Here is a 16,491-nt window from a genome sequence, read left to right as displayed (position 1 = left end):
GACTTTTCGGCGAAAAGCACGCGGGATAGCGCCTATTTTGCTGGTAATTTGACCTGAAACGACGCATTCCACACCAGCAGGACTAAAATGCAGCAATTTAGCCCACAAACGGCAGGCTTCTATGCCTGCATTCACGGCTAACTAAATGCTTTTTCAGTTTTTCCTTTAAACCTTTTGTCCATGATGGCTAATCGACGCTAGGCAGACCATAAGCAAAATGGTGTGTGAGTCACAAAACAGGGCTTCTGCCGCAGGCAAGCGTGCCTGTGGTCGTTGTTTTAGCGTAAACTAAAACATCTTAAGTCCCTATTGCCTAACACCATGAACAAAAAAATCCTACTGACCCTCGCCCTCACCTTAGCCTTAGCTTGGGGCATATTTCATTTTAAAGCGCAGCTCGGCTTGCTCATTTTGCCGCTTTTTATCGGATTGGTTTTATTTGTCACCCTAAGGCTGTATCGTCTAATGGAAAAAGACGATGGCAGCAATGACCGCTAATGGTAAAAAGGACATTCAGGACACCTATGACGCACTCGATAAACAAGGATCAGTTACAGGCATCATTTACTCGCCCCAAGCTTAATGGGTTCCTCGTAGGCAGCATGTTAAGTATTCTGCTGCCAACTCAAGTGATTGCAGCAATACATCCGCTGGATGAGTCGACATTTGCCAAGCAAATCGCCGACATTGCCCCGCGTCATTCGCAAGTCGCTTTGCTGGCCCGAGATTTAAGTACCAACACACTGTTATACAGCCAGCAAGCCGATACCTTATTTATCCCCGCCAGCACACAAAAAGTGCTGACCGCCGTGACCGCTATGGCCAACCTTGGCCCAGACTTTCGCTTTGTCACTGAGCTGTGGAGTGATGCGCCCATTCGCAAAGGTCATATTGCGGGCAGTGTTTATCTGCGTTTTAGCGGCGATCCAACGCTGACTCAGGACGATCTCAAAGCCTTGTTTGCCCATCTACAAAAGCAAGGCATAACAAGCATTGAGGGACATCTCTATCTTATCGGGGATAAACAAGAGCAATTACAAGCACCTGGTTGGGTGTGGGATGATCTCGGGATTTGCTTTGCAGCGCCAGTGTCGAGTTACATCATCAATCAAAACTGCGTTTATGGACAGTTTGCGCCAAGCTCAGCCAAGCATGCTTCTGAGGTCAAATTAAGGGCATCCAGTTTTGGAGTAAAAGTCAGTAGCGACGCCATATTCTCCCCCAAGGCAGGCCATGATTTTTGCCAGCTCGATTTAGTACGCCTTGGCCAGAACCAATATCATCTACGGGGCTGCTACCCCGGCAGTGAAGCGATACCACTGGCGATTGCCATTAGCGATCCCGAAAAATTTGCCATGGACACCCTAACAGCGACGCTCAAAGGTGAAATATCACTTTCGGGTAAAGTGAAAATAGGCAACACCATCCCTTCTAAGGCGAAACTGATCGCCAGCCATAGCAGCGCGCCCTTGCCTGAGCTGTTAAAAACCATGCTGTTGAAGTCGGATAACCTCATCGCCGATAGTTTGTTTAAGCGCGTGGGGAAAAATTATTACAAAGCCCAAGGCAGCTTTACCCATGGTGCTGCGGCGATGCGCCATATACTGACAGAGCTTGGGATTGATTTAACCAACGCCAATATTGTCGATGGTTCAGGACTTTCTCGCTATAACCTGTTGAGCGCAAAACAATTAGCCGATGTACTGGCGCTCATTTACCAAGATGCACGCTTTCACAGCCTCATTGACAGTTTGCCCGAGGCTGGTGTCAGCGGCACACTGCAATATCGCTTGGGATATACTAAACCGCCCTTAAAACATCTAGTGTTTGCCAAGACAGGCTCGATGCAGGGCGTCGCCAATTTAGCTGGCTTTATGCGTTTAGCGCAGCAGCGGGATATTCTCTTTGTGGTGCTCGAGAATGGCATTAGTCCTGAAACCAAAAAGCAACGTAAACCCGCCTTTAGCGCCGACTTTTTAACTCGGTTGTTGAGTGCTGTCGAAACTCAAACTCAGACCAGCCAAACAACGACCACAGAGCTAAGCACCGTTAAGTTAAGTGATTAATATCCGGTAAGGTGTAGAGTCATATACAAAGCAATGTCTCGTCCTAAGATAGGTTGACAGTTTTTAGGCCAGCTCCAGTAGCTGGTCTTTTCTATTGTGCACCTGATTAGGGGAGTCCATATTCAAACTCAGATGCGGTCTCATATTGTTGTATATTGCTATCGATTCTCTAACAAGTATCTTCAGCTCCGCAAATGTCCTACATCGGTGCAGTAAAAACTCCTGCTTCAGTATGCCATTTACTCTTTCTGCTAATGCATTTTGGTAGCAATCATAACCATCCGTCATTGACGGCTGGATTTGGCTCGCCTGAAGCGCATTCTGATAAACGGCTGAGCAGTACTGTAAGCCTCTGTCTGAGTGATGCACCGCGTTGCCGATATAGCGCTTATCTTTGATGGCCATTTTTAACGCTTTCACCACACTCTCGGCTTTCATGTCTTTACTCACGTGATGACCGACTATTTTACGAGAACTGGCATCGGTGACCAGTGACAGGTAGTGCACACCTTGGTCTGACTCAAGATAGGTGATATCGCTGACCAGTACATGCCCTGCATCGTGCAGTCCCTCCTCTTTCAGCAGATTAGGATGCTTCTTCATCCAGTGTTTGCTGAACGTGGTTTTTGTGTAGCTTTTCTTCGGTTTAACCAGTAAACCTTCACTTCTCAAATAGGTAAAGAACCCATCTCGCCCGAGTTTAATATCGTGCTCAACCAGCTTGGATTTTATCAACGTGTAGAGCTTACGGGCCCCTAACCTTGGCATATATTTACGCCAGTACTGGACCCAGTCTTTGATAACCGATAGCTCAGCTCTACGACTTTCCATTCGAGCAACTGCCTGATAAATACCTTGCCTCGACATACCCGCAGCACGACATGCGGCAGCGAGGTTTATTTCTCCGTTGCCTTTTGCTTGCCAGACGTACCGGATAAGTACTTTTTTCTGAGGCCTGCTCCATATTCATTGTCCATGATATCAACCATGCCATTGAGGATTTGGTTACGCAGTTTCTCTTCTGCTAACTCACGTTCAAGGCGCTTGATCGTTTCGGCAGGGGTTTCTTTTGACTTAGTCATAAGGGGATGCTGAAAAGGTTTCGACCAATCAAGTCTACCATGTTTTCTAAGCCAGACGAGTACCGTTGAACGGCCTTGAATACCAAAATGGGCTTGGGCTTGTTTGTACGTCATTTCGCCTTTTTCAACACGCTCTACAACGCCTAATTTAAAGGCTAAGGTGTAATCTCGTTGTGTGCGCTTACGGCTTGAGTTAATTAATGTTGTCATAAAGAAATCCTCTTTATGTCAACGTATTTCAGGACGGGACACAATTAAAACAAAAAGCACTGAATATCAGTGCTTTTTTATTAGGTTAATGCGAACGTTTAACGCGATTAAGCTGGTTAGAACAGCTCTGCTGGCATCGCCATTGTGCTGGTATCTCCCGCGCGCACTTGTGCTAAATGATAGTCAGCCTTAGGCAGCAATTTGTCGAAATAGAATTTAGCGAGGTAGGATTTTTGCTCGGCAAACTGTTTATCTTCAGCACCCACCGCTTTATCCAACATGGCTAACCAATAAAACCCATAGAGAGTGAAGCCGAAGGCATCTAAAAAGTCGACCGCACTGGCGTTAATGAGCGCTGGTTGAGTCAGCTTTTGCTCATTGATGGATTCGGCAACATTGACTAAGGCATCCAAACGGGCACAAACGGCGGAAACTTTCACCGCATCGACCTGAGTAAATTCACGCATTTGCGCCTTTAACTCGGCCACAAACTCCTTAAGGGTCGCGAGATTATCGCCAGTGACTTTTCGGCCGAGGAAGTCGATCGCCTGAATACCGTTAGTACCTTCGTAAATCTGCGCAATACGAGTATCACGTACTAACTGCTCAATACCGGTTTCACGAATATAGCCATGACCACCAAACACTTGCTGCGCCATGATAGTGGCATCTAAACCGCGGTCGGTTAAAAATGCTTTCGCGACTGGTGTTAACAAGCCCACATAACGAGCAGCCTTAGCTTTGACTTCATCCGCGGCATATTTTGCTAAATCGAGTTGTTTACCGGTAAATACTGAGAGTGCGCGCCCCGCTTCCGTCATCGCACGGATAGTCAACAGCATGCGACGCACATCACCATGCACAATAATAGGATCGGAATCGCTGCCCGTAGGTGAGCCGCCAGCGGCAACGCCTTGGTTGCGTTCTTTGGCATAATCGGCGGCCATTTGATAAGCGGCCTGCGCACTGCCAAGCCCTTGAATACCGATGGCTAAACGCTCGTAGTTCATCATAGTGAACATACACACTAAACCACGATTTGGCTCACCAATCAGGTAACCTTTTGCCTCATCAAAGTTCATCACACAGGTAGCCGAACCCTTAAGCCCCATTTTATGTTCGATGGAACCCACGCTCACGCCATTCGCCTGACCTAAACTGCCGTCGGCATTAACCGTGGTTTTAGGCACGAGGAACAGTGAAATACCTTTGCTTTCAGGAAGCTTTGCCAGCACTAAGTGAATGACATTCTCGGTCAAATCATGATCGCCACCCGTGATAAAGATTTTGCTGCCGCTAATGGCATAACTGCCGTCATCCTGTGGGATAGCACGGGTACGGATATTACGTAGATCTGAGCCTGCCTGAGGTTCAGTCATATCCATGGCACCTGCCCATTCACCGCTGTAAAGTTTCGGCAAATAGGTTTCTTTAATCTCTTCACTGCCGTGGGCATTAATACACAGTGCCGCCCCCGCCGTGAGTGAACCATACAGAGTGAATGCATTACAGGCGCTGTAAGCCATTTCATCGACTAACACCCCCAGCATTTTCGGCATGCCCATACCACCAAACTCGGGTTCACCACACAGGCCCACCCAGCCGCCTTGGGAATATTGATCGTAAACGGCTTTATAGCCATCAGGCGTAATCACTCGATTATCCTGATGAACAACGCCTTGCTCATCGCCAGCACGGTTAAGCGGATGGATTAATTCAGCACTGATTTTCGCGGCTTCTTCGAGAATCGCGCCGGCCGTATCCATATCGACCATTTCAGCAATATCAGGGAGTTGTGCCCAAGTATTTGGCGCATCAAAAACCTGTTCCAATAAGAAACGCATATCCGCTAACGGAGCTTGGTAAGGATTCATGGGTAGACTCTTAAACGCAGGATTTAAACAGTTGTTTTAATTTATACCAGTTCAATACAGAAAACAATCTCATTACAAATTCACTTTGCAACTCAGAACCAGTAAAACCGTTAATGTGAAATACGGGCAATAAAAAACCCTTAAGTTGCCTTAAGGGTTTTAGTGTAGCCAGAGATAAGCGATGCGTCGTCGGCTTAGCTCACGATTAACGCATTGATTACCACATTAAATCGTCTGGGATCGCATAATCTGCATAGGGGTCATCTTCGACCTCTATCGCCTTCCCTTCATCCTGTTGCCATAGATAACCGCACCATTGTGGCACCAACAAATTAACGCGCTCAGCCAATTTATGGGGGACTAGGTAGCTCTTATCCTCATATCGAACAATCCCTAACAGTCCTTTAAGCAGTTCCGATTGGATTTTCTCATCGATATAAACTGAATAGATTTTATTATCGAGGGTATAGTTAAACTTGACCTCGGCATGGCTTGGGATCTTAATCGCAAATTGAGTAAATTCACTCACTAAGCCACGCACTTGCCCACGGGCTGTCGCCTCGGCAAAGCGCTGCTCGTTCAATGCCTTATCTTTTTCAGCTTGGAGTCGTTTTTGCTCGGCAATGTCACTCTTCAATGCGCTCGAACCATCATCCACCCGCGCCTTTTTATCGCGACGTTTTTGCGTCTTCACATCACGCACTTTTTGTTTACTGGCAAGGCCAGCCTTAAGCAGCTGCTCTTGTAATGCATTCGCCATGGATTTTCACCCGATTTCTCTATCAAATAAATAAGTTACAACGCTTAACTAATTGTTATCACTGCTGAGCTTTAGTCGCCAACTCGCCTAATGCGGTCATTGCAATGCTCGCACCGCCAAGTGACCAACCACCATCGACAGGTAACACAACCCCAGTGATGTACGAGGCATACTCTGATCCTAAAAACATCGCGGCATTAGCAATATCCTGCCCTTCGCCATTACGTTTTAACGGTACAGACTGTGCAACTTGCTGTTGCAGCGCTGCGCTCGGCGCTAAACGGTTAAATCCTTCAGTGCCTGCGATTGGACCAGGAATAATGGAGTTTATACGTATCCCTTCACAACCCCATTCTATCGCCAATGTCCGAGTGAGCATGTCTACGCCCGCTTTAGCGGCGCACACATGGGCTTGCATTGGCATGGCTATCGATGCCTGCGGCGCCGAGATTTGAATAATATTCCCTTGGGGGCGACGCAGTAAAGGATAAGCCGTCTTTAGCACTTGAAAACTGCCCAGCAGATCAATATCCATCACGGCTTTAAAGCCATTAGCAGAGAGTTTTGCCGCTGTAGCCGGAAAGTTACCTGCCGCGCCACTTACCAACACATCGATAAAGCCAAATTCGGAGGCGATAGTATCAAAGCCCTGCTCAACTGCAGCCAAATCCCTGACATCAAAGCTCACTCCAAGGTGAATACCATCTGGATTTGATTGCTTTAATTGCAACACGGCGGCATCAATCTTGTCTTGGCTGCGACTCGCCACCGCCACATTCGCACCGGCCTGCGCAAACGCGTTGGCTATCGCGAGGTTAATTCCACTCGTACCACCGACAACGACAACATTCTTACCTTGATAATTAAACATCGTAGTATTCAGCATGGGCATTCTCCGTGAACGGTCAAATTAACGCGCGAATAAGTGCTTAAGCCGCAATGGCTTTCATCATTTCTCTCAAGCGAGAGATTGATGAATCGCCTGCAGTGCAGCCAGAGGGTCGGCGGCCTTAGTGATTGGTCGACCAATCACTAAATAATCAGAACCGGCTGCAAGCGCCTGCGGTGGTGTCATGACCCGGTGTTGATCACCCACGTCGCTGCCCACAGGGCGGATCCCCGGGGTGATAAGTTTAAAATCTTGACCTAAGAGTGATTTAAGTACGCTTGCCTCTTGAGCTGAACAGACTACACCATCGAGGCCCGCCTGTTTGGTGAGTTTCGCGAGACGTTGCACATGTTCAAATGCAGGAACATCAATGCCGATGAGTTTTAAATCTTCATCACTCATTGAAGTAAGGACAGTTACTGCGATTAGCATAGGAGCATCATTACCATAGGGCAGCAACGCTTTTTTCGCCGCCGCCATCATGGCCAAGCCACCGCTGGCATGCACGTTTGTCATCCACACGCCCAGTTCTGCCGCGGCCGCGACCGCTTTGGCGACCGTATTAGGAATATCGTGAAACTTTAAGTCGAGGAAAAGATCGAAACCACGGTCGTGAATATCTTTCACCAATTGTGGGCCAAACAGGGTGAACATTTCTTTGCCCACTTTGAGGCGGCACATGTTGGGATCGAGTTGATCTATCAGTTGTAAGGCGTGGTTTTTATTATCGTAATCAAGCGCTACGAGGATAGGTTTGGTCGTCATCATCTCTCCAACTGGGTTACACTAACAAGGTATTTCTAAAGGTTATTCACCGTCTAAGCCACGGATCCGTTTAATGGTGCCCCATTTTTTACAGGAGGGGCAATGCCAATAAAGCGTGTGGGATGGGAAACCGCATTCTTTACAGCGATAACTTGGACGGAATTTAATTTGCTGTTCAACAAGTTGCTCAAGCATAGTCAAACTTTGTTTGGCTTGCCCTTCTTCTGCTTGACGCAGGTGCATCTGCATTAAGTGCTGAAATCCCTTCATGGTGGGATGGCGATACAGGGCATCTAACACCATGTTTTCAGCCGCTTTTATCTCATCGAGACTAATCATATGTTGAGCAAGCGCTACCACCACAGAGGCGCCCGCGCCTTCGGCCATCGCACCCGCTAATAATTCTTGATAACCCTCTTTATCTTGGGTATCACGATACACTTGCTTCGCCGTGGGTAAGGCATCGGCGAAGAGTTCTATATCGGCCTTTTTCAGTGCCATCAGCATAGATTTACACTGGTTGTAATCCTTGGCGTCGAGAAATTTTTTGGCGAGCGTGAGTAAAGCTCGGCCGCACTTAGGATCTTGTTTTAATGCCTGTTGTAATAGCTTGATCTTGTCAGCATCATCACTGGTTTCGTCCGCAAGCTGGCAATAAAAATGGGCGATAATCGGTTTAAGCACCTGCTGGCGCTTGCGACTTAAGCGCTTAGTGATATCGATGGCCTTTTGCCATTCCTTAATGACTTGATAAATGGCAATCAGCTGCGTCTCAGACTCTTCGCTATGGTCATCTTGACTCACCAAATTCAGGAAAATCTCTTCCGCGCGGTCGTAAAAGCCCGCCGCAAGGTAATCTTTACCCAGTTCCATCATCGCGATATCACGCTGCTCATTGGTGAGCGTTGGGCGTGCGATTAAGTTTTGATGGATACGAATGGAGCGGTCAACTTCACCGCGTTTGCGAAATAGCGAACCGAGGGAAAGATGGGTATCGATGGTTTCATCGTCCACATCGAGCATACTGATAAACAAGTCGACCGCTTTGTCTGACTCGTTCGACAACAGGAAATTCAAGCCGGTGAAATAATCACGACTTAATTGCTTACGCTGATTACTCTGGTTTTGCCTTATGCTCCGCCGCCCCATATACCAACCGTAACCGGCAGCAATAGGAAGCAACAGGAAGAGGATCTCAAGCATATTAGGCGTCTACACCTTGAGGAGTTTTAGCGGTTTGGACCGTTAATTTTTTTCTGGTCGCCGCTAAAGCCAATTTCAGTTTGACAATATAATAGCTGGCCACAAGCCAACTCAACATAAAGCCTGCAAAGAAAACCACGGCTAATACTACGGGTAAACGGTACTCACCCTGAGCCACAAAGTAGCTGATCGTCACTACTTGTTCATTACGCGCACCAAAAATCAATGCCACGATAAATAACAGTGCCACAAGGACTGTCGCTACAAAAGATTTCACGTCGCACTCCCTTAAACGCCTTTCAATTTTCTGATTATCCAAGAAATTTACTGAGCTGACCAGCTTTGCCTTGCATTAGATATAAAAAAGCCCCCTTACGGAGGCTTTTTGTAATGCGGTCAATTATACATTAACTGCGTCAACGCGTTCGCGCAGTTCTTTGCCTGGCTTAAAGTGCGGGACGTATTTGCCTTCCAATTCAACTGATGAACCAGTCTTTGGATTGCGGCCAGTACGCGGTGCACGATAATGAAGCGAGAAACTACCAAAGCCACGGATCTCAATACGATCACCGCTTTCTAATGTTGTTGCCATTTGCTCCAACATCTCTTTGATTGCGCCTTCAACCTCTTTCGCCGACAGCTGCGACTGCCTGGTGGCGAGTTTTTCGATCAGTTCGGATTTTGTCATCCTAGCTATCCCCTATTATCAAGCCAAACACAGTCACCTAATGGGGAGAAAAACTCCCCATACAACAGGCGATTATTTGCGAGCTGCTTTAAACGCTTCAGCCATTGCATTACTAATAACAGCGTCTTCTTGTTTATTCAAGGTCGCCATTACTTCTTTTTCTTCAGCTTCGTCTTTCGCTTTGATTGACAGGCTGATAGAACGGTTCTTACGGTCAACACCCATGAACTTAGCTTCGATAGCATCACCTACTGAGTAAACAGTAGATGCATCTTCGATGCGCTCACGGCTGATGTCAGCTACACGGATGTAACCTTCAACAGTGTCAGCTAGTTCAACAGTCACACCTTTAGCATCAACAGCAGAAACAGTACCGTTTACGATAGTACCTTTCTTCTTGTCAGCTAAGTAAGCGTTGAATGGATCGTCTTCAGTTTGCTTAACACCTAAGCTGATGCGCTCGCGCTCTGGATCAACAGACAGAACCACTGCGTGGATTTCGTCGCCTTTCTTGTACTCAGATACTGCGTCTTCGCCAGTGCCGTTCCAAGAAATGTCAGACAGGTGAACTAAACCATCGATACCGCCGTCAAGACCGATGAAGATACCAAAGTCAGTGATTGACTTGATCTTACCAGAAACCTTGTCGCCTTTGTTGTAACGAGTTGCGAAGTCATCCCATGGGTTGGTCTTACATTGCTTCAGACCTAGAGAAATACGACGACGCTCTTCATCGATGTCCAGAACCAGAACTTCAACTTCGTCACCTAAGTTAACAACTTTAGATGGGTGAATGTTCTTGTTAGTCCAATCCATTTCAGAAACGTGAACTAAGCCTTCAACGCCTTCTTCGATTTCAACGAAACAGCCGTAGTCAGTCAGGTTAGTTACGCGACCAGTTAACTTAGTGTTTTCTGGGTAGCGCTTGCTGATTTCTAACCATGGATCTTCGCCAAGTTGTTTCAGACCTAGAGACACACGAGTGCGCTCACGATCGTACTTCAGAACTTTAACGTTGATTTCGTCACCAACGTTCACGATTTCAGATGGGTGCTTAACGCGTTTCCATGCCATATCAGTGATATGTAACAGACCGTCAACGCCACCTAAATCTACGAATGCACCGTAGTCAGTCAGGTTCTTAACGATACCTTTAACTGCTTGACCTTCTTGCAGGTTTTCTAACAGTGCATCACGCTCTGCGCTGCTTTCTGATTCGATAACTGCACGACGAGAAACAACAACGTTGTTACGCTTCTGGTCAAGTTTGATAACTTTGAATTCTAATTCTTTGTACTCTAAGTGAGCGGTGTCGCGAACTGGGCGCACGTCAACTAGAGAACCTGGTAAGAAGGCACGGATACCGTTTAATTCAACAGTGAAACCGCCTTTCACTTTACCATTGATGATACCGATTACAGTTTCAGCATCTTCGTAAGCTTTTTCCAGAACGATCCAAGCTTCGTGACGTTTCGCTTTTTCGCGAGACAGTTGAGTCTCACCGAAGCCGTCTTCAACAGAGTCAAGAGCTACGTCAACTTCATCACCAACAGCGATTTCTAAAACGCCTTGAGCGTTTTTGAATTGTTCAGCTGGGATTGGGCTTTCAGACTTCAGACCTGCATCAACCAGAACCATACCGTTTTCGATAGCAACTACAGTACCACGAACGATAGAGCCTGGACGGAATTCCAGAGTTTGAAGGGATTGTTCAAATAGATCAGCAAAAGATTCAGTCATGTTTAGGTTACTTTAATGTAATAAACCACAGTCAATCCTAGACGTGGAGTCAGTCAAATTATCCGTATCATCCTTAATACGAATACCTATCCAAACAATAACTTAGTTAGTGTTGGATAATTTTTGGTTGATGTAGTTGAGCGCAAGCTCAAGCACTTCATCAATACCTTTATCACTAGTATCGATAACGAGCGCGTCCTCGGCAGGGACCAAAGGGGCCACTGGACGATTCATATCGCGGTCGTCACGCTCGATAATTTCAGCTAAAAGGCGCTCGATATTAACATCGAAGCCCTTGTCCTGCAACTGATTATAGCGTCTTTGAGCCCGCTCCTCTGCAGAAGCAGTTAAATATAATTTAGCCGATGCCGTTGGGAAAACAACCGTGCCCATGTCACGGCCATCGGCGATTAATCCTGGTGCCGTTCTAAAGGCACGTTGACGGCGTAATAAGGCTTCCCGCACACGGGGAAATGCTGCCACTTTAGAGGCCGCATTTGAGCATTCTTGAGTACGTATCGCAGTTGTGACGTCTTCACCTTCTAAGATCACTTGAACTGGGTCTTTCTCGTTGCCGGTTAAAAATTTCACATCAAGGTGCGCAGCAAGGAGTGTGATGGATTCTTCATTTTCCAGTTCTACATCGTGGTGAATTGCAGCTAACGCAAGCACTCGGTAAATAGCACCACTATCAAGCAGTTGCCATCCAAGATGCTTAGCCAATAATTGGCTAATTGTCCCTTTACCAGCACCACTTGGGCCGTCGATTGTGACTACAGGAGCCCGTTCAGACATACATTCCTCCGCAAAAAATAATCATCATCCGTGAGTTCTTAACTAGAGCCCCGAAAATGAGCGCGCCGCATTGTACAATACTATACAAATAAAATCCGTGGATTTTTTATGAAGTTTAGAAGCCGCTCAAATGCGGCTTCATCATCTTGATATGACCCAAAGTCAGTCTGTTACAGAAAGCAATTAGGCTTTGAGGCTGGCAAATTGGACAAAATAGTCAGGAAAGGTTTTCGAAGTACAATCGGGATCATTGATGGTAATCCCGCAATCAGCAAACGCCATCATGGAGAAGCACATCGCCATGCGGTGGTCGTTATAAGTATCAATCTCTGCAGTATTGAGCACAGCTGGCGGCGTGATTTGAATATAATCATGCCCCTCTTCCACTAAGGCGCCCACTTTACGCAGCTCTGTGGCCATCGCCGCTAATCGGTCGGTCTCTTTAATGCGCCAGTTATAGATATTGCGAATGGTGGTTGTGCCCTTAGCAAACAAGGCCGCGGTGGCAATGGTCATCGCCGCATCGGGAATATGATTCATGTCTAAATCAACCGCGGTTAACGGCGCGCCACGGGCAATAATGTAATCATCGCCCCACTCAATATCGGCGCCCATTTTTTCCAGCACATCGGCAAATTTCACATCGCCCTGAATGCTTAAACGCCCAACGCCCGTGACTTTTACTTCACCGCCTTTAATGGCTCCCGCGGCTAAAAAGTAAGATGCAGAAGATGCATCCCCTTCCACTAACACTTTACCCGGAGACACATACTGCTGCCCGGCCGGGATCTCAAAGCGGGCATAGTCATGGTTAATCACCTGAACGCCAAACTGCGCCATCAAGGCTAAGGTAATGTCGATATAAGGTTTTGAAACCAGTTCACCTTTGACATGAATGTTCACACTGCCCTTAGCGAGGGGGGCAACCATTAACAGCGCCGTTAAGAATTGGCTAGACAGATCGCCAGCAATTTCCACATCGCCACCGTTAAGCCCGGTTGCATTGATGGTCAGAGGCGGAAACCCTTCATTCTTAAGGTACACAATATTAGCGCCCAATTGTTTTAGGGCATCGACCAAGTCACCAATGGGACGCTCTTCCATGCGCGGTTCGCCCGTTAGGGTAAATTCGCCACGCCCTAAGGTCAGCGCAGCGCACAATGGGCGCATAGCCGTGCCCGCATTGCCTAGAAACAGCGTTTGCGCAGTATCCGCCGAGATAGCGCCACCTAAACCAGTGAGCTCGCAGACAGTATTATTTTGAGATAAGCGGTATTCAACTCCCAACTGCTTTAAAGACGCCAACATATGACGAATATCATCGGAGTCGAGCAAATTGGTGAGCGTGGTGGTGCCTTTGGCTAAGGTCGCCAATAATAATGCGCGGTTAGAAATGCTTTTTGAGCCCGGAATGTTGATCTCACCGCGGACTTGCACAACAGGTTCAAGACGTAATTGCTTCATGAGTAAATCTTCTTTCTCTTAGGGCGTAACCATCGATGGCACGCAGACTGAAAATAGGTAAATGGCAACCTCACGCTACATGGCGTCAAGTTAAGATTACAAATTAAAGGAGATTGGGGACCTTGTTGGTGCTTCGTCGTTATAAAATTACCGATAGTGACGCAGGATTCAACCGTTTTTTACTAAAAAACGGCTTTTTAAACCGGAAAATTACTCAAGTCAGTCTAAAAATAACAAAAACACAAAATATCTGCGGTTAAATTGTGATCTAAAGCGTTTTTTGGCAGGCTTTTTTGCCAGATTAATTGGCCATAGTTCACAGTTTTTGCTTTAAATTTTTCATCTATCCACGCTATTCTAGGTTTCAAACGATAAATCATGCATATTCTTTGCAATTCATGTTGTCGCAATATAACCAAAAAGGTAGATGGAGCCATGTTTAACTCACTCGTCGCAATGCCTGCGGATCCTATCCTCGGCCTATTAACCCAGTACCGTGAAGACTCACATCCTCAAAAAGTCGACTTAGGTGTGGGCGTTTATAAGGATCCCGCTGGAAACACTCCCATCCTTAATTGCGTGAAAAAAGCCGAAAAATTCCGTTTAGACACTGAAACCACCAAAGTGTATATCGGCCCAACCGGTTCGCCTCAGTTTAATACCCTGATAACAGAATTAGCCTTTGGCAGTGATCACAGCGCGATTATCGCCAACCGAATTCGTACAGTATCCACGCCTGGTGGCACGGGCGCCCTGCGCGTTGCCGGTGATTTTATTAAACGTTGCAATCCTAATGCTGTGCTATGGGTGAGCGATCCCACATGGGCTAACCATATAGGCTTGTTTGAAGCGGCGGGTCTGACCGTTAAAACCTACCCTTACTATGATTACGACACTAAGTCGTTAAAGTTCGATGAGATGCTCAGCGCGCTTACGCAGATTGGCCCGAACGATGTGGTGCTGTTCCACGCCTGTTGCCATAACCCGAGCGGGATGGATTTAACGACAGAACAATGGGATAAAGTGGTTGCCCTCACCAAGGAGCAAGGTTTTACCCCGCTTATCGACATGGCTTACCAAGGTTTTGGTGATGGGGTCGATATCGATGCCTACGGCGTGCGTAAAATGGCCGCCGCGGTCGATAATATGATCCTGTGTAGCTCTTGCTCGAAAAACTTCGGTCTGTACCGTGAGCGTATCGGTTCTTGCTCTGTGGTTGCAAAAGATGCAAACACGGCAAACATCGCGCAATCTGTACTGCTTTACGTGGTTCGCTGCCTGTACTCCATGCCGCCAGCCCACGGCGCGGCAATTGTCGAAACCATTCTAGGTTCGGCAGAATTAAAGCAAGAGTGGTTAGATGAGCTCAAAGTGATGCGCGACCGTATCAACGGTAACCGCGCCATTTTAGTGGAAAAACTCAAAACCAATGGCGTGGACCGCGACTTTAGCTTTATCGCACGCCAAAAAGGCATGTTCTCTTTCCTAGGAGTTAATCCTGAGCAAGTGGCGCGCCTGCAGAAAGAATTCAGCATTTATATGGTGGGTTCGAGCCGCATTAGCATTGCAGGCATTAGCGAAGATAATGTGGATTACTTAGCTAAGTCGATTGCCAAAGTACTGTAACAAGAGTGTTGGGATGAAGCGCCTAATTCGGCCTAAGTCACCTAGCCTTCCTTTAGCTATTAATTAGTGCATGCTTTCATATCAACTTTAAGCTTTATGCAACCAATAAAAAACGAATGCCTAGGCATTCGTTTTTTGTTCTCACTTTACGCTGTTAAAACTGACTTTAAACGACGCGTATCAGTCAGCAAGTTAGGTAAACTTCATTACTTGGCTTAGCTATGCTTTGCCGCAAATTCGTTCATAAAGCTCACCAGCGCAGCTACACCTTCAAGTGGCATCGCATTGTAAAGGCTGGCACGCATGCCACCAACGATTCGATGACCTTTTAAGGCCACTAGGCCCGCCGCTTCGGCCTCTTTTAAGAAGGCGCCGTCAAGGGATTCATCCGCCAGTTGGAAAGTCACGTTCATTTGTGAGCGGTTTGCCGCGACGACACCATTTTTATAGAAAGGATTGGCGTCGATACAGGCATACAGCATTTGCGCTTTTTGCTGATTGATTTTCGCGATACTGGCCACACCACCTAAGGATTTGAGCCAGGCAAATACTTCAGCCGCTAAGTACCAAGCAAAGGTTGGCGGCGTATTGAACATAGAGTCATGCTCAACGGCTAAACGGTAATCCATGATGGATGATTGGGTTAAACTCGGCAGTTTCAACATATCATCACGCACGATCACAATAGATAAGCCCGAAGGACCAATGTTCTTTTGCGCACCAGCATAGATTAAGCCGTAACGACTGACATCGATTTCGCGAGACATAATGGTAGATGATAAGTCGGCGACAATCGGCCATGGACTGTCTAACTCATCAAAAATTTCGATACCATCAACTGTCTCATTTGGGCAGTAGTGCACATAACGGTAATCGGCATCAATCTTATGCAGATCAGGCAGCACTACTGCATTGAGTCCATTATGTTTTTCAACAATGTTAAGGCTATCAATTTGCGCGTCGCCCGCCAGCTTTTGAGCTTCGGCTAATGCTGCAGAAGACCATTGACCACTGACTAAATACAGGGCACGGCCTTGATTGCCTAAAAAATTATTCACAACGGCAGAGAACTGACCGCGACCACCGCCGTGCATAAACAGCACATGATAGTTCTGTGGAATGTGCATCAGCTCGCGTAAATCCGCCTCAGCTTGCTTGGTCAGCGCGATAAATTCCTTACCTCTGTGGCTGACTTCCATCACGGAGACACCTAGCCCATTCCAATCGAGTAATTCCTGTTGTGCTTTTTTCATTACCGCTGCGGGTAACATCGCAGGACCTGCACAGAAATTATAAATCGCGCTCACTGCCACTCTCCTTATTTACAAA

Annotated in this window: 15 protein-coding genes; 3 read left to right on the top strand and 12 right to left on the bottom strand. The window is 47.0% G+C overall.

The features are described from left to right. The first annotated feature begins 321 nt into the window (after positions 1-321). Together N7386_RS10440 and dacB are read left to right on the top strand one after the other, a co-directional pair. Positions 322-498, top strand: a complete 177-nt coding sequence (locus tag N7386_RS10440; RefSeq protein ID WP_011622703.1) for a hypothetical protein — start codon at positions 322-324, stop codon at positions 496-498. A gap of 26 nt (positions 499-524) precedes the next feature. Next, complete coding sequence (dacB, locus tag N7386_RS10435; protein WP_089067828.1) at positions 525-2,066, top strand: D-alanyl-D-alanine carboxypeptidase/D-alanyl-D-alanine-endopeptidase; 1,542 nt, start codon at positions 525-527, stop codon at positions 2,064-2,066. Positions 2,067-2,129: 63 nt separating this feature from the next. Here dacB and N7386_RS10430 read toward each other — a convergent pair. From N7386_RS10430 to aroA, 11 genes are all read right to left on the bottom strand, one after another. After that, a protein-coding gene (locus N7386_RS10430; RefSeq protein WP_279768379.1) for an IS3 family transposase occupies positions 2,130-3,358 on the bottom strand; the annotation gives its coding sequence in 2 pieces (ribosomal slippage) (positions 2,130-3,007 and positions 3,007-3,358; 1,230 coding nt in all). A 116-nt stretch (positions 3,359-3,474) separates the two neighbouring features. Continuing rightward, positions 3,475-5,232: an acyl-CoA dehydrogenase family protein gene (locus N7386_RS10425; RefSeq protein WP_279768377.1), complete on the bottom strand. Its 1,758-nt coding sequence runs from the start codon at positions 5,230-5,232 to the stop codon at positions 3,475-3,477. A gap of 217 nt (positions 5,233-5,449) precedes the next feature. Next, positions 5,450-5,992: a DUF2058 domain-containing protein gene (locus N7386_RS10420; protein ID WP_279768375.1), complete on the bottom strand. Its 543-nt coding sequence runs from the start codon at positions 5,990-5,992 to the stop codon at positions 5,450-5,452. 58 nt (positions 5,993-6,050) lie between these two features. Next, complete coding sequence (locus N7386_RS10415; RefSeq protein WP_089067831.1) at positions 6,051-6,878, bottom strand: SDR family oxidoreductase; 828 nt, start codon at positions 6,876-6,878, stop codon at positions 6,051-6,053. A 72-nt stretch (positions 6,879-6,950) separates the two neighbouring features. Then, entirely contained in the window at positions 6,951-7,646 is a 696-nt protein-coding gene (gene pyrF, locus N7386_RS10410) for an orotidine-5'-phosphate decarboxylase (RefSeq protein ID WP_279768372.1), read from the bottom strand. Positions 7,647-7,688: 42 nt separating this feature from the next. Further along, positions 7,689-8,849: a lipopolysaccharide assembly protein LapB gene (gene lapB, locus N7386_RS10405; RefSeq protein WP_023267046.1), complete on the bottom strand. Its 1,161-nt coding sequence runs from the start codon at positions 8,847-8,849 to the stop codon at positions 7,689-7,691. 1 nt (position 8,850) lies between these two features. After that, positions 8,851-9,126, bottom strand: a complete 276-nt coding sequence (locus N7386_RS10400) for a lipopolysaccharide assembly protein LapA domain-containing protein (RefSeq protein WP_011626213.1) — start codon at positions 9,124-9,126, stop codon at positions 8,851-8,853. A 123-nt stretch (positions 9,127-9,249) separates the two neighbouring features. Then, positions 9,250-9,537: an integration host factor subunit beta gene (gene ihfB / locus N7386_RS10395; RefSeq protein WP_011072380.1), complete on the bottom strand. Its 288-nt coding sequence runs from the start codon at positions 9,535-9,537 to the stop codon at positions 9,250-9,252. A 72-nt stretch (positions 9,538-9,609) separates the two neighbouring features. After that, positions 9,610-11,277, bottom strand: coding sequence for a 30S ribosomal protein S1 (gene rpsA / locus N7386_RS10390; protein WP_011622695.1), 1,668 nt, complete (start codon positions 11,275-11,277; stop codon positions 9,610-9,612). A gap of 102 nt (positions 11,278-11,379) precedes the next feature. Continuing rightward, on the bottom strand, positions 11,380-12,072 hold the full coding sequence (gene cmk / locus N7386_RS10385; RefSeq protein WP_011622694.1) for a (d)CMP kinase: 693 nt from the start codon (positions 12,070-12,072) through the stop codon (positions 11,380-11,382). A 183-nt stretch (positions 12,073-12,255) separates the two neighbouring features. Further along, a complete protein-coding gene (aroA, locus tag N7386_RS10380) occupies positions 12,256-13,536 on the bottom strand; it encodes a 3-phosphoshikimate 1-carboxyvinyltransferase (protein WP_279768365.1) in 1,281 nt (426 codons plus the stop codon). Positions 13,537-13,971: 435 nt separating this feature from the next. Between aroA and N7386_RS10375 the strand changes: the two genes are divergently transcribed. After that, a complete protein-coding gene (locus N7386_RS10375) occupies positions 13,972-15,162 on the top strand; it encodes an aspartate/tyrosine/aromatic aminotransferase (RefSeq protein WP_279768363.1) in 1,191 nt (396 codons plus the stop codon). Positions 15,163-15,377: 215 nt separating this feature from the next. Here the strand turns inward: N7386_RS10375 and serC are convergent, their stop codons facing one another. Then, entirely contained in the window at positions 15,378-16,469 is a 1,092-nt protein-coding gene (gene serC, locus N7386_RS10370; protein ID WP_248967873.1) for a 3-phosphoserine/phosphohydroxythreonine transaminase, read from the bottom strand. Positions 16,470-16,491 lie beyond the last annotated feature (22 nt).

Source organism: Shewanella sp. GD04112 (genome assembly GCF_029835735.1).
Lineage (GTDB): Bacteria > Pseudomonadota > Gammaproteobacteria > Enterobacterales > Shewanellaceae > Shewanella.
This window is presented reverse-complemented; position numbering and strand designations above follow the sequence as displayed.